Genomic DNA, 20,666 nt, shown 5'->3' with positions numbered 1-20,666 from the left:
AACGACCCGCCCCCCGCAACCAGTAGGATGCTGAAACGTGAACCTGCTGCGCGGAGCGCTCGAGACGACCGACGACCAAGCGACGGAAGTCGGTCTCGCGCACGCGCTGGTGCGCCGCGTCGGACGCGGAGAGGCCGCCCCCGCTGTTCGGGTGTACCGACCGAGCGCTCCCGTGGTCGCCTTCGGCAGGCGGGACACCCTGCGGCCCGGATTCGACTCCGCGCTCCGCGCCGTCCACGAAGCCGGCTTCACCCCGGTGGTGCGCGCGCCGGGTGGCCGTGCCGTGGCCTACACCACCAGCTCCCTGGTCGTCGACCACGTCGGGCAGGACCCCGGATTCCTGGCCGGCATGGACGAACGCTTCCGCGGTTACGCCGAACTGTGGGCGGAGGTGCTGCGCCAGCAGGGCGTGGACGCCCGCATCGGCGCGGTCCCCGGCGAGTACTGCCCCGGAGAGCACAGCGTGAACGCCGGGGGCCGGGTCAAACTCGTCGGAACCGCCCAGCGAATGATCCGGGGGGCCTGGCTGTTCAGCGCGGTAGCCGTCGTGGACGACGCCGAGCTGCTGAGGCCGGTGTTGACCGAGGTCTATCGCCGCCTCGACCTGCCTTTCGACCCGGAGTCGGTGGGGTCCGTCCGTGAGGAGGCACCGAACGTCGCCCTCGACGAGCTCGAAGAGGCCGTGATCACCGCCTACGACGAGCGTTTCGGACTGGTGCCCACCGGCGTCGACAACGACCTCCTCGACGACACCGGCAAGCTGCTCGACGAGCACCGCCTGAGGGCCGCGGCGAGCTAGAGCAGCGGTCCCGCCGGGAGATCCACCGTTCCCGCCGGCCGACACCGCGAACCCGGTGCGCCCGGGCGTCCCGTCGGTTCCTTCCGGAGTCCTCCGAGTTCCGTGATCGGACGTTTCGTGCCCGGTCGCGTACCGAACGCCCGTTCCGGTCCCACCCTCATCTCCCCTGCTGCCCACCCGAGACGGGGGAGTCCCCCTCCGCTCGTGTCCGGCCGTGCGCTGGAAGGTTTGACTTCCATGTACCATACTGTCATGGTTACCCACATGACTAATGAACCAAGCAACCGGTTCGGACGACGGTGGTGGACGTGATGGACGACGGCCGCCCGCTGTTCCTCCAGATAGCCGAGCAGGTCGAAAGCTCGGTCATCGACGGCTCACTGCCCGAGGAGACACGGGCGCCCTCGACCAACGAACTCGCCGCGTTCCATCGGATAAACCCGGCCACGGCGGCCAACGGCATCAACAAGCTGGTAACCGACGGGGTGCTCTACAAGCGGAGAGGAATCGGGATGTTCGTGGCCAGCGGGGCGCGCGACCAGCTACTCGAACGGCGCAGGCAGACATTCGGGGAGAAGTTCATCGCCCCGCTGCTCGGCGAGGCGCACAAGCTGGGAATGGACGCCGAGGACCTGAAAAAGATGATCGACGCCTGGAGCGACGAAACATGACAGCGGTCAGCATGCGCGGAGTGAACAAGAAGTACGGAAACGTGGTCGCGCTCGACGACGTCTCGCTGAACTTCGCCGAGAACCGGATCCACGGGCTGCTCGGACGCAACGGAGCGGGCAAGACGACGATCATGCGCATCCTGACCGGCCAGGGGTTCGAGAGCTCGGGAAGCGTCGAGGTGTTCGGGCAGCGCCCCTACGAGAACGCCGACGTGCTCAGCCACGTCTGCTTCGTCAAGGAGTCCCAGAAGTACCCGGAAATGTTCTCGGTGCACCACGCGCTGACCGCGGCGAGCCTGCTCTACGAGAACTGGGACCCGGATTTCGCCGATTCGCTGGTCGAGGAATTCGAACTCCCGCTCAAGCGGCGCATCAAGAAACTGTCCCGGGGGCAGCTGTCCGCGCTCGGCGTCATCATCGGGCTCGCCTCCCGCGCCCCGCTGACCTTCTTCGACGAACCCTACCTGGGGCTGGACGCGGTGGCCCGGCAACGGTTCTACGACCTGCTGCTGGCCGACTACGCCGAGAACCCGCGCACCATCGTGCTGTCCACGCATCTCATCGACGAGGTCAGCGATCTGATCGAGCACGTCACGCTGATCGACGCCGGCCAGGTCCTGCTCGACGAGGACGCCGAGAGCCTGCGTTCACGCGCCGTCACGGTCACCGGCCCCGCACGGGCCGTCGAGGAGTTCGCGGCCGGTCACTCCGAACTGCACCGGGAACAGCTCGGCGGGTTCCTCCGCGTGACCCTGAGCGGAGCCGCTCCCGAGCACAGCCCGGACGACCTGCACGTGGAACCGGTCTCGCTGCAGCAGCTCGTCGTACGAACCACCCAGCAGGCAGCCGACGAACGCACCGCGTCCGGTGCCACGAACAACAAGGGAACGCGCCGATGACACGCCTGTTCAAAGTCGTCCGTATCCAGCTCGTCAACAAGTTCGCGGTCCTGGGGATGCCGCTGCTCGTGCTGGCAGCAGTGTTCCTGGTCAACATGGCGCTCTACGGCGTGATGAGCGAACCCTCCCCCGGCGGGGAACGGATCACCGGGGCCCTGATGTCGATCTACTGCGTCATGCTGGCCGTGCACCTGCAGACCATCACCCAGGTCTTCCCCTTCGCGGCGGGGCTCAGCGTCACCCGGCGAACCTTCTTCGGAGCCACCGCCCTGGTCGTGGTGGGGCAGTCGATCGGCTACGGGGTGCTGCTGTACCTGCTGAATCTGATCGAACGGGCCACCTCGGGGTGGGGGCTGCGACTCCAGTTCTTCGCGCTGCCGTTCCTTCCCCAGGACAACGCCCCGGCACAGCTTCTCACCTACACGGTCCCGTTCCTGTTCCTCTCGTTCATCGGCGTGTGGGTGGGCATCGTGTTCAAGCGCTGGGGGCAGCCCGGGGTGTACACGGTGGTTTTCGGAGCCGGGCTGCTGGCCGGAGCGCTCGCGGTCGCTGCGACCTGGCAGGAATGGTGGCCCTCGATCGGGCGCTTCTTCGTCGAACAGCCTCCGGTGGCACTGCTCGGTGGCTATCCGCTGGCGCTGGCGGCAGTGATCGCCGCGGTGGGGTACCTGACCCTGCGGCGGGCCACTCCCTGAGCCGGCCGGTCGTCCGTCCCCCTCCGTGGGCGCTCCTCCCACGTCCCCGGCGGGGGACGAGCCACGCGATCCGGTGCCGTCGGTGGAACACCGTGACCGCTCCCCCGCCCTGGGGTGGAATCACGATCACATCGACGCGCTCGGATCGACCCCGGGGACCGACGGTTTCCGCTGACCGGTGACCAGGGCCGTGAACTCCTCCTCGGTGAGGATCTCGAGACGTTGCCCCTTCTCCCGACGCCGCAGCGCCTTGGCCACCTTGCCCGTGGTGAACCCCGCCGAGAGGTCACCGGTGAAACCGTCACCGACGACGAGGTGCGTGCTGCGCTTGGTGACGTCCTTGTTCGGCGTCGCCCCGCACTCGGCCGCGAGGTCCCAGACCCGCTGCCGGGACACGGACAGGGAACCGGTGACCACCACGACCCCGCCGCAGAGCGGGTGGTCGGGATCGGCAGCGGTGTTGACCGTGGGCACGGTCAGCTCCTCCCGGAAACCACCACCGCCACCGCGCCCGCCGGAGACCGTTCGACACCCCTGCCACGTGTCGGTTCCGACGAAACCGAGCCTGGTTCCCGTCGCGGTCGCGAAGTCCTCGACCGTCCGGATGCCCCGTTGGCCGGCCAGCTTCACCAGGATCCCGGCACACACTTCGGCGTCCGCGGCGGCCTCGTGGTGCCGTTCGAGCGGAACGTCGAGCGCCTCGGCCACCGTGGGCAGCCTGTGGTTGGCCAGGCCCTTCAACTCGCGCCGCGACCACACGAGAGTGCAGCCGTACCGCAGCGTGGGCCACATCAGCCCCTCCGCGTCGCAGCCCTCCCGCACCGCCGCCGTGTCGAAGGCCGCGTTGTGCGCCACCACGGGCTGATCACCGATCACGTCGAGCGCCTCGCCCAGCCTGTGCCGGAACGACGGTTCCCCGGCCACGTGATCGGGAGTGATCCCGTGGATGGCGATGTTGTGCGGCTCGAAGTGGTCGAGTGGTTCGGGCGGCCGGCACAGCCAGGAGTGCGTACCCGCGATCCGCCCGTCGCGTACCACGGCCACACCGATGGCGCAGACGGAGCCGCGTCGCGAGTTGGCGGTCTCCACGTCGAAGGCGACGAAATCGAGTCCCCGCATCACGACCTCTCCCGAACGGCAAGAGGGGCCACGCGACGCTCGGGGCCACCCGGCATGTACTTGCGGACGAGGCGCTCGCTCTCGATTCGTTCCCACGTGGTGGCCACCCCGGCCAACCAGCGCGCCACCGCGAGCGCGGCCCCCTTCGGGGCCTCCGTGGCGACAGTGGGCGGACGTCGCACGTCGATCGGCTCTGGGAGGCGGGGCCAGCTCGGGGCGACGAGCGTTCGCCGGTTCGGATGGCGTTCGTAGTGGCTCTGCAGCTCGTCCCTGACCAGCTCGATGTTATCGAGCGTTCCTTCGGGGTCGATGTGTTCGACGACCGGGACTTCCAGGCGTTCCAGCTCCGCGACGCCCCGGGAGGTGACCAGCGCGCGACGTCGTGTGACCAGCAGCGCTACCGTGTCCGGATCGTCCGTGGCGACCGTCCAGGCCCCCGTCATCCGCGACATGCCGAGGTCCGCACCCGTGTGGACGTGCCACAGAATCACCTTGTCCTCCAAAGCATCCACCACGCAGCAGGTGCGTTCGGGGTCGATCATCGGTCCTCCGGGGAGCGGGCACACCGTGCCGTTCGTCGAAACGTGGCCCCGCGACGTTACAACTCCGGCCCGACAGGATCGAGCGCGCCTTCCGCTCCCACGAACCTCTTGTCACTGCCACGGAGCGATCCGAACCCCCGTCAGCTCCGCCAACGGCCTCTCCGAAGGGTCGCTGAAGAGCAGATCCACCCGCATCGAGTTTCCGCTCCACTCGTAGACCCGGACCTCACACAACACACACTCACCCGCCGTGGCGTGGAACGTCGCCCGCTCGATCCGATGAACGGTGTGTCCAGCGGTTGGTTTCGTCCCTTCGAAAACAACGGGCACCAACCTCAACACCGTGTCCATCACCGATGGGCCGAGAACACAACCTCGTTCGGAATCGGTACCTGATTCCAGGGTGAAACGAGCGGCCCGGTCCTTCCGCTCCGCACGCAGAAAGCGGCCCCGAACATCCTCACCCCCCGCGTCATCGCGCATGAAAGCGAGCAGCCCATTTGTGTCGAGTGGGGAAGCTTCGGAGAAATCGCCCCGCTCGACCGGAGTGCTGTAGCGAAACGCCTCGGCGCTGGCGGTGGCTACCCTGCCCCAGGAGCCATCACCGACAGCGGCCGAGAGATCCAACTCCCAGCGCCCCGGTCCCGTCAACTCTGCCAGCGCACGAATCCACGAAGCGGTGAACACCGCGTTCCCGCATGACCACGGGACGATGTCGCTCAGAAAGGAGCGGTCGCCCGTGGCAGCGCGCTCGGAAACCGTCGCCAGGATGTCGACGATCTCGCCGCTGGTCGGACGGACGTGGTTGCGAATTCCTCGCTCCCCGTCGGCACCCAACGGCAACGTCCCCGACCACTCCACTCTTCGTCGTTCCCGACCTTGATCCGCCAAGACCGGGTGGGAACGCGTGCTCGCCATCCCCGTCGTAGGGGCCCAGAACCGCGTTCTCCGCCACGGATAAGTCGGCAAACTGAGGACGTTTCCCCTCGGGGCCGCACCGAGCCAGCTCACCTCACGCCCGGCCTCGTAGAACCCCGCCAGAGCCTCGAGCACACTCGCCACCGGATCATCCACTTCCGGCGCGGGAACTCCTCCGCCCGACCACGGCGAAGTCTCCCGGGGAGCCAGCGCTGACACGTCCAACACCAACCGGCGGACCGTGTTCGCCGCCCTCTCCTGATGCCCCGGCTCAGGAGGAGTACCGAACCGATCGAGTTCCCTTCCGGTTTCGGCGGCGGACCGGGTCAGTACGCAGGGAACCCCTTCGTTGCCGGTGACTTCCGAAAAACCACCGTCGTCGAACTCCCGAGACATAACTTCCTCGAACGTACGTATCCCGGCCGCCACGAGAGCGGCCGGTTGTCCCCGTCCTTCTCCGATCACCACGTCGGGTCCGATTCCGAAACTCCTCCACAGGTCGAGCAGTGCGAGTTCGACGACCCGGTGGGCGGACGCTGAACTCTCGGCGGAGAGAACCTCCTCGAGATTCGACACTCCATCCAGCGGAGAGCACCCGAGACTTTCGCGCAGCGAACGAGCACGCAGCCATACCGCCGCCCCGAAGGCCGGGAACCTGTCACCCAGACGACGGAGTTCTTCCGCTGAAAAATCCACTTCTCCGGAGAACACGTACACTACGCGCGAATCCGACCGGACGAGCCGGTCATCACTTTCCGAGCTCACTTCACGCAGGCGTTCGATGGTCGTTTCCCCGTCTCGGACCAGAAGGCACCGGCGGCACGGCGAGTGGTGGTCCCGCCTGACCGAGGCTGTGTGGCACACATCCACCATCCGCGTGTTCGGACTCCGCTCGAGGAAGTCGGCGAGCGAGGCTGCCCGGGCACGCAGCGCGTCCGGACAGCGCGCGGACAACGGCAGTGGATGAGGACCGTCCGTGGGCTCCTCACCGCCGGTGCTCACGTCGCGGTCCACCGAGGTGAGCACGACGTGCGCTCCGGTACCAGTCACCCCGAACGCGCTCACTCCCGCCACATGTCGACGACCGTGTCCCGGCAACGGACTGACCCCTGTCGGAACACGCACCGGCAGCTCACTCCAGGGAATTCCCGCTCCGGGCGAACGATGGTTCACCGTGGGAGGGACCACGCCGTGGTACAATGAGAGCGCGGCCTTGATCAGGCTGGTCAATCCGGACACACACTCACTGTGCCCGAAGTTGGGTTTGTTCGAACCGATCAGACAGGGTTCTGCGCGCGGGCCGGCTTCGTTGAGCACGGAAGCCAGCGCGGAGAGCTCGATCGCGTCGCCTGTCGGCGGCCCTGCCCCGTGCGTTTCGAAAAAATCCACGTCAGCGGGGGACAGACCGGCGTTCGCATAGGCCTCACGCAGCAGACGTCGCTGGGGTTCCTCGGCAGGGGCCACCATGTTCGGACCGGCCCTGCCGTCGTTTCCCACCGAGACCCCTCTGATGAGAGCGTAGACGCGATCACCGTCGCGCCACGCTGCCGTGGCCGTCTTGAGCACCACGGAGACACACCCCTCACCCCGGACGAAGCCGTCCGAGTCGACGTCGGCGAACCTGCTTTTCCCCTCATCGGAAAGCACACCGCTGCGTTGGTAGGCAATATTCTCCGCGGAAGTCAGAACGAGTTGGGTTCCGCTGGCCAGCGCGGTCGTGGACTCCCCGGCACGCAGGCTTCGGCACGCCAACTGAACGGCGACGAGTCCCGACGAACAGGCCGTGTCCAGGGTGAGGCTCGGACCACGCAGATCGAGTGTGTAGGAGACACGTCCACTCGCCCCTCCGTGGCACGAAGCCCCGAGCACGGTGTACATGTCCGCGTTGCCGTCGCGAGCCAGCAGGTCCCAGTAACCGGAGTACACCTCGGTGGTGAACACTCCCGTACTGCCTCCCGCCAAATCACCCGGTGGGATCCCCGCGTCCTCGAGCGACTCCCAAGTGGTCTGCAGCAGGATCCGCTGCTGCGGATCCATTTTGAGCGCTTCCTTCCCGCCGATCCCGAAGAAGTCGGCGTCGAACTCGTCGACCCCCTCCAACCAGCCCATACGACGGGTCGGTGCGGAGCGGGTGAGCGGGTCACCCGCTCCCAGGGAACTCAGGCCGCGGGACCGGTCGTTCGGCTCGCCGACGGCTTCCTCACCACGCAAGAGGGAGCGCCAAAAAATATGCGGACCGTGCGAGCCGGGCAACCTGCACCCCAGACCCACGACCGCTATCGGTTCGACGTCCGTGTCGTAAGTCATCTCCACCACCAGTCCCCGGCCCGCTCTCCTGCGTGATCGATGCGTCGGCAACGGCACGGTCACGTGCTCCTGGGAGAACAGGACGCGCTGCCACAGTGCGCTGTCGCGATGTCACTTCTAGTATCTGATTCGCATCCGGTGTACGCAGTTCGGAACACACTGTGATCCCAATTCGGACGGACAGTGAAATGGAACGAGGGCTGCTGTCCCAGATCGGAGCGCTGTCAGCCCAGTGGCAGCGTTGCTCAAGCTGTGGCGCCTGGGTGAGCACACGGCGTTCCCGGTCCGCTCCCGGCGTCTGCACCGAGTGTGGACGATACGAGCGGGTCGGGGCGTCCGATCGGATAGCCATGCTGAGCGATCCGGGCAGCTTCGTCGAGCACGAAACCAGGATGTTCGGTGGAGATCCATTGGGGTTCGTGGACCGGCGACCCTACGGACGACGCCTTCACGAGGCCAGGAACTCCACCGGGCGCTTCGAGGCGGCCGTGTTCGGCACGGCGGCTCTCGGAGGACAACCGGTCGTACTGCTGGTACTGGACTTCGACTTCCTCGGCGGAACGATGGGGGTGGTCGTGGGGGAGAAATTCGTCCGTGCTGCCGACCTCGCGATCGGGAGGGGGCACCCACTGATTACCGTCTCGGCCTCCGGTGGAGGACGAGTGCAGGAAGGTGGATTCGCCCTCCTCCAGGGCGCGAAGACCGCTGCTACTGTAGCGCGGTTGCGTGAGGTGGGCGTTCCCTACATAAGTGTGCTCACAGATCCGGTCTTCGGCGGTGTGGCCGTCTCCTTCTCCAGTGCCGGAGACGTTGTGCTCGCCGAGCACGGCGCGCGGGCCGGCTTCACCGGCCGTCAGGTCATCGAGGGGACCGTCGGACAGCGACTTCCCGAGGATTTCCAGACAGCCGAGTTCCTACTCGATCACGGTCACGTGGACGCGACCAGCTCCCGCGAACGACTCGCGCCGACACTGCGGAAACTGGTCGCGATGACTTCGGCCGGCCCCCGCCCTCACGAGGAACACGACACGACGGTGGAGGACGGGACGGGGGCAGGGGTACACGAACGGCGGGACCCCTGGGAAGCGGTAGTCGCCGCGCGCAGCCCCCGACGGCCTCGCCCCTGGGATCACGTGGCCCGCATGACGGACGACTTCACCGAACTTCGTGGTGACCGCGTGTCCGGGGACGATTCCGCAGTTCTGACAGGAGTGGGCAGAATCGCCCAGCACCGTGTCGCGCTCATCGCCCACAGACGTGGTGAAAGCGCGCACGAACACAACCGGGGGATGGCTCGCCCTTCGGGATATCGGAAGGCGACTCGCGTCATGCGGCTGGCCGGCAGGTGGAACCTCCCCGTGGTCACGCTCGTGGATACGCCCGGCGCCTACCCCGGGGTGGAGTCCGAGGAGGAAAACCAGTCCGAGGCCATAGCCGAAACCATGATCACCGCCGCACGACTGCCGGTACCCGTGATATGCGTGATCACGGGCGAGGGAGGCAGCGGTGGAGGACTCGCTTTCTGCGTCGGTGACAGGCTGCTCATGCAAAGCAACTCGGTGTTCTCCGTGATCAGCCCGGAAGGTGCCGCGGCTCTGCTACACGGCGACGGCTCGCGCGCCTCCGAAGCCGCCCGCAACCTCGGATTGACGGCGGAAGAGCTAAGCGAGCACGGGCTCATCGACGAAGTGGTTCCGGAACCTCCGGAAGGAGCCGACTCCGCCCCGGAGAAAGCCACGAGGATGCTTCGCTCACGGATCGTGGCACAGCTGACCGCTCATGACTCGATGGCGACCTCCGAACTGGTGCGCGGGCGGACGAGCAGACTCCGAACTCTGGGGGCCGAATGGTGCTTCACCGCCTCCTCCACGGCAGACCGGCAGGAAGAGGCCTCCCGATGACGAACGGGAAACGGAACACCGAGCAAGAGTACGAGCTCAGCAACGACACGAATCACTCGGAGGTAGTAAGCCTGGTGAGGAGCGTGCTGACCACGTTCGAGAACTCCTCTTGCGACGAACTCCATTTGAGGACGGCTCTGTTCGAGTTGGAACTGCACAGAGGATCCGGGGCGGAGCACCCTCGAACGAATCCTGCTCAAATCCCACCCGCGGAGTCCGATCGCGTCGAGGTTCGTGCTCCGCTCGTGGGCGTTTTCCGCAGCCGCCCTTCTCCTGGTGAACGCCCCTTCGTCGAGTGTGAGGATCCGGTGAAGACCGACACCCGGGTCGGATTGATCGAGGCGATGAAAACGTTCACCCCTGTTACGGCGGGTTGCGAAGGACGGATCGACGAGGTTCACGCGACGGACGGGCAGGTGGTCGAGTACGAGGAAAAACTGATGACGGTCGTTCCGGAAGAACTCTCCGGAAAGGAGACCTAGCACATGTTCAGGCGCGTGCTCGTCTGTGATCGCGGAGAGATAGCGGTAAGGCTCGTCAGGGCCTGCCGCACATTGGGAACGCACAGCGTAGTGGCGCACTCGACCGCGGACGCGGGAACTCGGGCCACCCTGCTCGCCGACGACACCTTCTGTTTAGGCCCGCCCGACAGGGCACTGAGCTACGGATCCGTGCCCAACGTGCTGTACGCGTGCGCTCACAGCGGCGCGGACGCGGTCCATCCGGGGTACGGTTCACTCGCCGAGTCCCCGGAACTGGCACGGGCGTGCGAGCAAACCGAACTGACCTTCATCGGACCGAACAGCGAGGTGCTGGCACTGTGCGGGGACAAAATCGCCGCGCGCACGGCGATGGCGAACGCCGACGTCCCGACGTTGCCGGGAAGCGACCACGCCCTGCGGGACCCGGATGACGCCGCCGCGGAGGCGGAGAGGGTCGGCTATCCAGTGCTGCTCAAGGCAGCTGCCGGTGGAGGCGGCAGGGGAATCAGAAAAGTGGACGACAGGAGCCAGCTCGACGAAGCGTTCGACGAGGTCACGGCAACAGCGTGCACCGCCTTCGGCGACGAACGAGTATACCTCGAAAAACACGTTTCCGGGGTACGTCACGTCGAAATACAGTTGATCTCCGACCGATACGGGCACACCGTTCACCTCGGCGAACGCGACTGCTCGATCCAACGTGGGAATCGAAAGCTCATCGAGGAGGCTCCTGCTCCGGCGCTTTCGGAACGGACGCGCTCGGCCCTGAGAAACAGCGGACTACGTCTGGCCGAAACGGTCGGTCTGCGCAACGTCGCCACCGTCGAATTCCTCGTCGACAGGAACGGGACCTGCTACTGCACCGAGGTCAACCCGCGTATTCAGGTCGAACATCCTGTCACCGAAATGTGGACCGGCTACGACCTCGCGGTCTCGATGATCTCCGAAGCGGCCGGTTCGGCGCTACCGTTCGCGCAGCACGAGCTTTCTCCCAGCGGTCATGCCGTGGAAGCTCGAATAACGGCCGAGTCCCCTGAGGACGGGTGGCGTGCCAGTGCAGGTCATATCGAGGAACTCCGTCTCCCCTCCGGTCCCGGTGTGCGGGTTGATACCTGGTTGGAGACCGGAACGCGCGTGTCACCACACTACGATCCGTTGCTCGCGAAGATCATCGCCTGGGGCACCGACAGACTGATGGCCGTCTCCAGGTTGAGGACGGCTCTGGGGGAATTCTCCTGCTCCGGGGTACAGACCAATGTTTCCGCTCTCGAAGCCGTGCTCGACGACTCCTCCTTCCGCGAGGCCGCGCACGACCTGGACTGCCTGCCCCGAATCGAATCGGGAGACAACAACGGCCTGTAAGGAGTCTCCGTGGCGGACACGAACCCACGTGTGCGAACCGAGAACCAAGTTCCCGAATACCTCGCCAGGATCGGCGGAGAGGACCGTCGAGGACGGGAGTGGCGACGCGTCGCGGCGGCACGGCTGTGGATCGACGCTCCGGAAACGGCCACGAAACTCGAACGCGGCGAACTCACCGCGGAGGAAACGCCTTCGGCCGTGTCGGAACCGTTGCTCGGCAAATGCGCGGTCGTCGGCTACGAGGACATGCGTGCGGCGGCACGCTCCGCCGCCACCGCCGCACCATCCTGGGTACGTCGTGATCGGGAAACCTGTTTCCTCCTGGGGCCGACATTCCGCGCCAGGTTGATCCACGCCCGGCAACGACTGCGCAGGCTGCTGATCTCCGAAGGGTGTCCGGGCAGGATCGCGGATTGGCAGTTGAACACGCTCACACGCCTGTTCGACGCGGAATCGTGCTCCTTCTACCGGGAGCTCGGACGCACCGAGATCGCCCTGGAGTCGGGACATGGGTTTCTTCAGTATCAGCCGGACGGGGTCGTGTGCGTCGATCCCCCGGCGAACGCTCCCTGCTTCAGCACGACGATGGCGGTGCTCTACTCGCTCATGGCGGGCAACGGAGTCGTGGTCCGCATCCCTCGCAGCGCTCCACTGAGCACCACGTTACTGCTCAGGGAGATCGTCGTTCCCGCGCTACGCGAACTCGGTGGCCCCGACGAATTGGTCAACTTCTGCTGTGCCTCCCCGGGCGAGGCCCTGCGGGCTTGGCTGGACGAGCCGTGCGTCAACGACATCTTCTACCAGGGCGGCAGCGAAAAGGGGCTCCGTTTACAGGCGGAATGCCTGAAGCGCGGGAAAAAGGCTCTGCTGGAGCTGTCCGGTAACGACACCGTTCTCGTCTGGCACGACGCCGATGTCGAACGAGTCGCCGACACACTGTGCGAAGCCTTCTGGGCTTCAGGGCAACTGTGCATAGCCCCCAACAAAGCAGTGGTCCACCCCCGTGCACTGCCGAGTCTGACCCGCGCGCTCATTCCACGAATGCGTCGGATGCGCCCCGGCTATCCCGAGGACGAGGAAACCGTGTTGACTCCGGTTCCCGCAGAGCACTCGCGGACTGATCGCGCTGAAGCACCTGAAGAGGACGGCGAGGTACTCGTGGGGGGAGAGCGCCTCGACGTCACCGGTGCACCGGACCCGCACGGCACCTTCCTGGAGCCGACAATCACGCGTGTCAACGGGTTGGACCGCGCGAGCTGCTTATCCACGGTGCGCGAGGAGACCTTTCGGCCACTGCTCGTTCTCGCCATTCCCCACGACAACGACGAAGCGGAAATGCTGGAAGAAATGATCGGGTTCGTCAATGACAACAGCTACGGTCTGCGGAACTCGGTGTGGACACGCAGCCGCTCGGTCGCGGAGCGTTTCGTACGTGGGGTGCACAACGGCGCCCTAATAAAAGTGAACCGTTCACACATCAATTTCACCCCCTTCCTCCCCACCCACGGAGGTACCGGACTTTCCTGCGGTGTCTACGGTGAAGCGCACTACCTCGTTCTCAAAACCTGTCACCTTCAAGCGGTGGAGATGGACGAAGAGCTCCGCACCCACACGTGAACACCCACCCGCGACAGGAGTTCAGAACCGCAGGCCTCCGTCGATTCCGATGTTCTGCCCCGTGATGTAACGAGCTCGTTTCGAGACGAGGAACGCTACCAGCTCGGCGACCTCCTCGGGTTCCCCGAAGCGACGCAGTGGAACGCGGTCCCGCCACTGCTCTTCGTAGTCGGCGGTGCGAGCCGTCCGAACGAATCCGGGGGCCACCGAATTCACCCGAATCCGGTGACGTGCCAACTCCTTCGCCAACGAGCGAGTGAACCCCTCCAACCCCGCCTTCGAGGCCGCGTAGTTAGTCTGCCCCACATTGCCCAACGCGGCACAGAGCGAGGAGACGTTCACGATCGCCCCGACCCCCCTTGACACGAGATCGGGCACGAACGCCCTGCACACCCGGAAGACACCGTCCAGATTCGTGGCGAGCACACTCGTCCACTCCTCGTCCGTCATTCGTTCCAGTCGACGGTCCCGTAGGATTCCCGCGTTGTTGACCACCACGGTAACGGGGCCGAGCGCTCGGTGCACGGAATCGCGTAACCAGCCGACGTCCTCTTCCGAGGAGACATCGCAGCGCAGTGCCACCGCCTCCACGCCGTATTCCTCGACGACTCTGGTCGTGTCGACGGCGCACTCCTCGTTGCGGTTGTAGGTGAACGCGACGTCGCAGCCGTCCCGGGCGAGCGTGCCCGCGATCGCGCTCCCGATCCCACCGGAGCCCCCTGTCACCACCGCCAAGGGACGTTTCCCCGTGCCCACTCCTTTTACCGGGGTACCTTCGGAGCTTCCTCCATCGTCGTTCACCGATTCCACCACGACCTCGCAGACACACGGACACGTCCTTGTCTGGACTCCTGGGCACAGGATCGGCTTCCCGGTGCTCCCCAATCTCGCCTCGGGTACGCGCAGTATCCGACCGAACAGGTCCGCACGCAAACGAGCCCACACCGCTCCGTCCAGGCCACGCCCATCACGGACCCCAGCGCACGGACCACCACGACCACGAGGCCTGCGATCGAGACTGATCGGCGCAGCAGCGCGACACGGTGCTACTCGGTTCCCGCGGAGCTACCACGCGCCCGCAGGTCCTCGACGAGCTCGTCGATCAACCCTTCCGTCACGTGCGGAAGCACGTAGAGGTGAGTACGTCGCCGCTCGGAAACCCCGGTATCCGCGAATCCGGGAAGCGCGTACCTGTCCATGACACCACCGCCGGGCCGCCGGAACTGCACACTGAGCGACACCGGCGGCCGGGTGACCTCGAGTCCCCGCCCGTCCCGCAGGAGCATCTCCTCGTCGAGCTCCCGCAGACGACGTTCCGCGTAGTCGGCCACCTCCAGACAGCGCAGCGCCGAGGTCACTCTCTCCTCTTCGGAGGCCCTCGCGAGGGCGTACCAGAGGAAGACCGGGGCCAACGCGTTGCGGGATCCTCCGAGGGTGCTGTCCGGAGATCCCACTATGGTCGGTTCCGAAGCACCGGAACCCCCGTTCCGGGTCAGATAGACACCGCACGGCCAGGGCGCCCCCAGATACTTGTGCCCGCTGCACACGATCGAGGTGACCTCCTCGACGCGGAAGTCGAACAGCGGCCCGCAGCGCTCGGATCGTCCCTGCCGGTACCCCGTCTCCACATACGGCATGAATCCGGCCCCGAAGGCGCCGTCCACGTGGACCCAGTATCCGGCACCGCCGTTTTCGCCCACCGAGGTCGTGCTCCCGGACAACGAGGGGCGCAACGCACGACAAGCGGCCGCGACGTCGTCGTAGGCTCCGGTGGCCGTGGCGCCGTAGTTGAAAACGAGGATCACCGGGTGTCCGCGTTCGACGAAGAAGCCGACCAGTCGGACGAGCGCGTCGACGTCCACAGCGGAGTCCGGGCCGACCGGCACCGCATCGGGCCATCCCACCTCCGCGTCGTCGCCGCTCCACGGCAGGGGGCACTCTCCGGGATAGTCACGCCTACCCGACTCCGCGAAGGTGCTCAGCTTCAACATCCCCGCGACCTTGGGCAGCGAGTAATGAGCGGCCTCCGAGTAGAACAACACCGGTTCCGGCCCGGAACTGCTCGCACCGAGCCGCTCACGAGCGCTCCACAGCGCCTGGATCGTTCCCTCCGATCCACCCAGCGTGAGCACGTACCCCCAGTAGGAGTCCGCGCTCCACAGGCGGGCGAAGTAGTCGAGCACGGCCCGCTCCACCGGTTTCGTGTTGATGCCGTAGTCACCCTCCACGAACGGGTCCCCGGCGTTGTTGGCGTGAACCCCGAGAAACTCGTGCAGTACCCGTGAGCGGGGGAGGTCCTGGTTCGTCTGGAACCCGAGCATGTACCGCGCTCGCGCCTTCAGAGCCCCGGACAGGTCGCTCATGACCTCGTCCGGATCACCGACCGCGCCTCCGGTGAGGGAGAAGTCGGATGAACAGCTCCGACACTCCTTCGCGTCGTGGTCCTCCGAAACAGCGCGAGCGACTTTTCCGTCCGTCATAAGTCCACCAAACGAGCGATCGCGGGAAAGCGACTCCTCGGTCCCGTCCTCCTCCCGACGAACCGGAGCCCGGCGACGAGGTGTCACGTCCACCGGTGTCCTCCGGGGTAACCACTCGGGCTGACTCACTTCTTGCACCACGCTGACGCGCTCCCCGACCACGAGCTCCCGGGACCGTCGCCTCCGCGACGCCCCGAACCACCGCTCGACGCCAGCACGGCACACCGAACGACGAACCGACGGGTCGCCACAGGCCGCGAGGGCGTGTCAGCCAGCTATAAGCGATGCGTCAGCGCTCCGTGAAATCACGGTGCTGAAGGACCCGAGGAGGTCACGAGTCCGGGCAGGCGGCTTCCGACCGTGTCGTACCGCCGAACCGGCTCGACAGCGCCGCCATCGTGAACGAGGAGGCGAGGAGTTGACGATCGAAGCGTCGAGCACGCTCGAGAACCGTGTCGCGGAGTGGAACACGACCGCGACCGACTACCCGCGAGAAGCGCTGATTCACCACCTGTTCGAGGAACAGGCCCGCGCTCGTCCGCAGGCCACCGCCGTGGGCAGCGGGGAGGACGCGCTGACCTACGGCGGTCTGGACACCGCGGCGAACGCGCTCGCCGCGAAGCTGGTCTCCGCCGGGGTCCGCCCGGGCGACCTGGTCGGTGTGCTGATCAAGTCCTCCGCCGAGGCCGTCGCCGGCATCATGGCGGTCCTGAAGGCCGGTGCCGCGTACGTACCACTGGATCCGGACCACCCCGACGAGCGGCTGCGGAGCATGTGCGAGCAGGTCGGGATCCGTGTGGTGCTGACGACGCGGGCAACCCACCCCAGGATCGGTCCCGACCGGATCGCCGCACCGGTGCGGCTCGACGACACCGCTCCCGAACCTCCGGACACGCCCGAACGGTCGGCCACGGACCTCGCCTACGTGATCTTCACCTCCGGATCTTCGGGACAGCCCAAGGCCGTGGCGGTCCCCCACCGGGGAGCGGTACGGCTGGTACGCGGAACCGACCACGTCGGATTCGGGACCGAGGACACGGTGTTGTCGACCATCAACCTGTGCTTCGACATCTCGTGCTGGGAGATCTTCGGAGCCTTGCTCAACGGCTCCCGGCTGGTGTTCGTCAGCACCGAGACCCTGCTCTCCCCCGATGCCCTGGCCGCGCTCGTCGAGTCCGAACGCGCCACCGTGACGTTCCTGAGCACGGGGGTTTTCCACGAAGTGGCACCACGACGCCCCGGGATGTTCGGCCCGTTGCGTTACCTGCTCGTCGGGGGCGAGGCGATGAACCCGAACGTCGCTCGGAAAGTTCTCGATCAGGCCCCTCCGACGCACTTCATCAACGGGTACGGACCCACCGAGAACTCGGTCATCTCCACCTTGTACGAGCTGCGACGGCTCGACGAGGACGCCGAGACCGTGCCGATCGGCCGACCGGTCAGCAATTCGACGGCCTACGTGCTGCGTCCGGACCTCGGACTCGCCGACATCGGCGAGGAGGGGGAGCTGTGCGTCGGCGGTGACGGGGTGGCCACCGGGTACTACGGCGCCCCCGAACTCACCCGGGAGCGGTTCGTTCCCGACCCGTTCTCGGAAGACCCCGGGGCGCTGCTGTACCGCACCGGCGACCGGGCTCGGTGGCGCGCGGACGGCGTGCTCGAGTACCTCGGCCGGAACGACCGGCAGGTGAAGATCCGCGGTTTCCGCGTGGAACTGGGCGAGATCGAGTCCACCCTGGCCGTCCACCCCGCTGTGGACCAGGCCGTGGTCGAAGCACACCGGTCCGGTTCCGGGGACCGACACGTGGTCGCCTGGGTGGCTTCCGCGCGCAACGAGAACAGTGGGCAGGAGGACGAACTCGCCGAACGCGTACGCAGCTACGCGCGTGACCGCCTCCCGCTGTTCATGGTCCCGGACGCGGTGCGCGTGGTGGAGTCCTTCCCGCTCACTCCCAGCGGAAAGGTCGACCGGTCCCGGCTGCCCGACCCCGACCACCGGCACGTGGAGATCCGGACCCCACCCGAAACCGAGACCGAACGGGTCGTGGCCTCGATCTGGTGCGAACTGCTCGAGCTCCCCGCCGTCGACCGCGAGGACGACTTCTTCGCCCTCGGCGGTCGCTCACTGCACACCACCCGGATGGTGGTGCGGCTGGAGGAGCACTGGGACATCCCGGCGGCGCACGGACGCTTCCTGATCCGATGCCTGCTGTCCTCGCCGACTCTGCGCGAATTCGCGCGACACGTGGACGAGCTGCCCGCGGGCACCGCCCCCGTCGCGAACGAGACCGTCGACTTCTGGGCCGAAACGCGACTGGACCCGGCGCTGCGATTCGACGCTCCTCCCGTGGAGAACCGGAACGATCCCGGCACGGTGCTGCTCACCGGCGCGACCGGGTTCCTCGGGGCTTTTCTGGTCGACCGGCTCGTCCGCCACACCCGTGCGACGGTGTTCTGCCTGACGCGCGCCGAGGACGATCAGGACGCCCGCACCCGGATCGCGGCCAACATGCGCCGCTACGGGCTGTCCTTCGACAACGTCCGCCACAGGGTGGTTCCCGTGGTCGGCGACCTGGCCCGGCCCGCACTGGGGGTCGGCGAACGTTTCGACGAGCTCGCCGAGCGGATCGACCTCGTGGTGCACAACGGCTCGCACGTCAACTTCGTCTTCCCGTACTCGAACATGCGTGGCGCCAACGTCGGCGGAAGCCACGAGGTGATCCGGCTGGCCACCACCCGCAGGCTCAAACCGGTCCACTACGTCTCCTCGATCACCACCATCGTCGGCAACGGGGTGGCCGGGGTGCCTCACGTCTCCGAGGACGCGCCACCGGCCCACCCGGAAAAACTCTCCATGGGCTACCAGGAGACCAAGTGGGTCGCCGAGTGGCTGTTCCGGCGGGCCTCCGAACGCGGACTCCCCGTCAGCACGCACCGCCCGTACGAGATAACGGGAACGAGCCACGAGGGCATCTGGAACACGGAGACGATGATGTGCGCGCTGTTCCGGACGATCGCGGAAACCGGTGTGGCTCCGGACGTGGCGCTGCCGCTGGACTTCGTCCCCGTGGACGTCGCCGCGGAGGCGCTGGTGCACCTGATCACCCACGAACCACCGCGCGGACACGTCTACCACCTGACGAATCCGAACGACGCCCGGCTCGGGCTGCTCGTCGAGCGACTCCGGGCACGTGGCTACCCGGTGCGGAAGGTGCCCTACGACCACTGGGTCACCGAGATGGCCGAGCTGGCCGCCACCGAGCCGGACCACCCGCTGGCACCGTTCATCCCGGTGTTCGCGGATTCGGCCAACACCGGGGACATGTCGGTCAAGGAGATGTACTTCGCCGACACCTTCCCCACCTTCGGCCGCGAGAACCTCACACGAGCGCTGGCCGACTCCGAAGTAGCTTTCCCGCCGGTGGACGAACGTCTGCTCGATCTGTACCTCGACCAATTCGAAACCTCCGGTTTTCTCAACCCCGCTCTCAAGCAGCGGTGAAAGGAGAGCCCCGTGCGTGTGGGCATCATCGGTGGCGGCATCGCCGGTCTCACCACAGCGTGGCTGCTCGACGAGTCGGTCGGAGCGGGCATCGACGCGATCACCCTTCTCGAACGGGAGCACCGGCTCGGCGGCCACGCCGAGTCGGTCCCCGTCGACGACGGGTTCGCCGATCTGGGGGCGCAACACCTCGCCCCCGACGCCTTTCCCGTGCACACGCGGCTGCTGCGCCGCCTCGGCCTGGACGAGGGGCTGATCGAGTCCCCGTTGAGCGTCACCGTGACGTCGGGGACGGCCCCGGTGGTCACGACCCCGCATCCGAGGCTGCGACCCCAGCCCACGGGCGCGGCGGGCAACGCCGACCTGGGCCACCTGAACACCTTCCTCGCCAGGGCCGCCGAACTCGAGCAAGACCCCGACGCCTGGTACACCCCGGTGGGCGAGATCGTCGAACCACTCGACATCCCCGACCGGTTCAAGCGTGAGGCCGTCTACCCGCTGCTGGCGTCCTTCGTCGGCTGTTCGCTCGAGGCGACGCGCGATCTGTCCTTCCGGGCCGCGGTGGCGTTCCTGGTTCGCAACTCCCCCGAGTCCCCTGGACAGCCCCCACCGTGGCGCAATCTCGACGGCGGACTCGGCGGACTCGCCGATTCCCTGGCCGAACGGTTGCGGAACACGCGGATCCGGAAGGGAGCCTCCGTCACCCGGATGCGACGTACGGAGCACGGACACGAGATCACGGACAGCACCGGCGGAACCGAAACCGTCGACCACGTGGTGTTCGCCACCCCACCTGACACGGCACGACGACTGGCGGCGGACTCGGCCGACCCGGAACTCGACGGGGTACTGCGGCGTTTCGACTTCGTCCGTTCCGTGGTGGGAGTGCACCGTGACCCGACCTACGTGCCCTCCGAACCGGGACTCCGGTCGACGAACAACATCACGGTCTCCGAACGGCACCGCGGCACGAGGTGGGCGGAGACGTCGACGTGGTACGGGCCGATCACCGGCGCCCAAGTGTTCAAGAGCTGGCTCACCCACCGGGACCGGTTGCCCACGGAACTCGTCACCGCACGCGAGTACCATCACCCGGTTCCCACGGTCCGGAACATGCGGGCCCAGGCCGTTTTGGAAGAGATCCAGGGAAACGACGGCCTGCACTGCGCGGGTAGCTGGACCGTGGACGTGGACAGCCAGGAAAGCGCGGTGCGTTCCGCAGTCGCCACGGCCAGGCGAATTCTGCCGTCGGCGCAACGGATCAAGGCACTGGACGACGAACGATGACTCCCGGAAAGCCACACGCGCACGGCGCGCGCGGCAGGCACCCCGGCGAGAACGGGCCGGGACCACCTCCCGGAGCGCGCCGCTG

The 20,666-nt window shown here is 66.8% G+C and carries 15 protein-coding genes; 10 read left to right on the top strand and 5 right to left on the bottom strand.

The window, feature by feature from the left end:
• Window positions 1-37: 37 nt before the first annotated feature.
• The 4 genes from FHR84_RS04990 to FHR84_RS04975 all read left to right on the top strand — a co-directional run bounded on the left by FHR84_RS04990 (window position 38) and on the right by FHR84_RS04975 (window position 3,064).
• Window positions 38-799, top strand: coding sequence for a lipoate--protein ligase family protein (locus FHR84_RS04990; protein ID WP_179534201.1), 762 nt, complete (start codon window positions 38-40; stop codon window positions 797-799).
• Between the two features lie 311 nt (window positions 800-1,110).
• Window positions 1,111-1,470, top strand: a complete 360-nt coding sequence (locus tag FHR84_RS04985; protein WP_017975075.1) for a GntR family transcriptional regulator — start codon at window positions 1,111-1,113, stop codon at window positions 1,468-1,470.
• Entirely contained in the window at window positions 1,467-2,369 is a 903-nt protein-coding gene (locus FHR84_RS04980; RefSeq protein ID WP_179534200.1) for an ABC transporter ATP-binding protein, read from the top strand. Before FHR84_RS04985 ends, FHR84_RS04980 begins: the two co-directional genes overlap by 4 nt.
• The gene (locus tag FHR84_RS04975; RefSeq protein ID WP_179534199.1) at window positions 2,366-3,064 is read left to right on the top strand and encodes a hypothetical protein; all 699 of its coding nucleotides are present in this window, start codon (window positions 2,366-2,368) and stop codon (window positions 3,062-3,064) included. The genes FHR84_RS04980 and FHR84_RS04975 overlap by 4 nt, the downstream gene beginning before the upstream one ends.
• Before the next feature lie 126 nt (window positions 3,065-3,190).
• Here the strand turns inward: FHR84_RS04975 and FHR84_RS04970 are convergent, their stop codons facing one another.
• The 3 genes from FHR84_RS04970 to FHR84_RS04960 all read right to left on the bottom strand — a co-directional run bounded on the left by FHR84_RS04970 (window position 3,191) and on the right by FHR84_RS04960 (window position 7,950).
• A complete protein-coding gene (locus FHR84_RS04970) occupies window positions 3,191-4,183 on the bottom strand; it encodes an exonuclease domain-containing protein (protein WP_179534198.1) in 993 nt (330 codons plus the stop codon).
• Entirely contained in the window at window positions 4,183-4,725 is a 543-nt protein-coding gene (locus FHR84_RS04965; protein WP_179534197.1) for a hypothetical protein, read from the bottom strand. Before FHR84_RS04965 ends, FHR84_RS04970 begins: the two co-directional genes overlap by 1 nt.
• 111 nt (window positions 4,726-4,836) lie before the next feature.
• On the bottom strand, window positions 4,837-7,950 hold the full coding sequence (locus FHR84_RS04960) for a beta-ketoacyl synthase N-terminal-like domain-containing protein (protein ID WP_179534196.1): 3,114 nt from the start codon (window positions 7,948-7,950) through the stop codon (window positions 4,837-4,839).
• Window positions 7,951-8,300: 350 nt separating this feature from the next.
• Here FHR84_RS04960 and FHR84_RS04955 point away from each other — a divergent pair, with 350 nt between their 5' ends.
• From FHR84_RS04955 to FHR84_RS04940, 4 genes are read left to right on the top strand one after another with little or no spacing between them, the layout of a single operon-like run.
• On the top strand, window positions 8,301-9,851 hold the full coding sequence (locus FHR84_RS04955) for an acetyl-CoA carboxylase carboxyltransferase subunit alpha/beta (protein WP_179534195.1): 1,551 nt from the start codon (window positions 8,301-8,303) through the stop codon (window positions 9,849-9,851).
• Window positions 9,848-10,333: an acetyl-CoA carboxylase biotin carboxyl carrier protein gene (locus tag FHR84_RS04950; protein WP_179534194.1), complete on the top strand. Its 486-nt coding sequence runs from the start codon at window positions 9,848-9,850 to the stop codon at window positions 10,331-10,333. Before FHR84_RS04955 ends, FHR84_RS04950 begins: the two co-directional genes overlap by 4 nt.
• A gap of 3 nt (window positions 10,334-10,336) precedes the next feature.
• A complete protein-coding gene (locus tag FHR84_RS04945) occupies window positions 10,337-11,695 on the top strand; it encodes an acetyl-CoA carboxylase biotin carboxylase subunit (protein ID WP_179534193.1) in 1,359 nt (452 codons plus the stop codon).
• Window positions 11,696-11,704: 9 nt separating this feature from the next.
• Window positions 11,705-13,312, top strand: coding sequence for an aldehyde dehydrogenase family protein (locus FHR84_RS04940; RefSeq protein WP_179534192.1), 1,608 nt, complete (start codon window positions 11,705-11,707; stop codon window positions 13,310-13,312).
• Window positions 13,313-13,333: 21 nt separating this feature from the next.
• On the opposite strand, the gene fabG is transcribed toward FHR84_RS04940, so the two are convergent.
• Both fabG and FHR84_RS04930 read right to left on the bottom strand, forming a co-directional pair.
• Window positions 13,334-14,041: a 3-oxoacyl-ACP reductase FabG gene (gene fabG / locus FHR84_RS04935; RefSeq protein ID WP_343075166.1), complete on the bottom strand. Its 708-nt coding sequence runs from the start codon at window positions 14,039-14,041 to the stop codon at window positions 13,334-13,336.
• 317 nt (window positions 14,042-14,358) lie between these two features.
• Window positions 14,359-15,675, bottom strand: coding sequence for a pyridoxal-dependent decarboxylase (locus FHR84_RS04930; protein WP_179534191.1), 1,317 nt, complete (start codon window positions 15,673-15,675; stop codon window positions 14,359-14,361).
• Between the two features lie 535 nt (window positions 15,676-16,210).
• Between FHR84_RS04930 and FHR84_RS04925 the strand changes: the two genes are divergently transcribed.
• Both FHR84_RS04925 and FHR84_RS04920 read left to right on the top strand, forming a co-directional pair.
• Window positions 16,211-19,294, top strand: coding sequence for a non-ribosomal peptide synthetase family protein (locus tag FHR84_RS04925; protein WP_179534190.1), 3,084 nt, complete (start codon window positions 16,211-16,213; stop codon window positions 19,292-19,294).
• A gap of 12 nt (window positions 19,295-19,306) precedes the next feature.
• Complete coding sequence (locus FHR84_RS04920) at window positions 19,307-20,581, top strand: FAD-dependent oxidoreductase (RefSeq protein ID WP_179534189.1); 1,275 nt, start codon at window positions 19,307-19,309, stop codon at window positions 20,579-20,581.
• Window positions 20,582-20,666: the final 85 nt, after the last annotated feature.

Origin of the sequence: Actinopolyspora biskrensis, from assembly GCF_013408175.1 — a bacterium.
Taxonomy (GTDB): Bacteria; Actinomycetota; Actinomycetes; order Mycobacteriales; family Pseudonocardiaceae; genus Actinopolyspora; species Actinopolyspora biskrensis.
The sequence above is the reverse complement of the archived record's forward strand: the minus strand, read 5'-3'. Positions and strand labels throughout refer to the sequence as shown.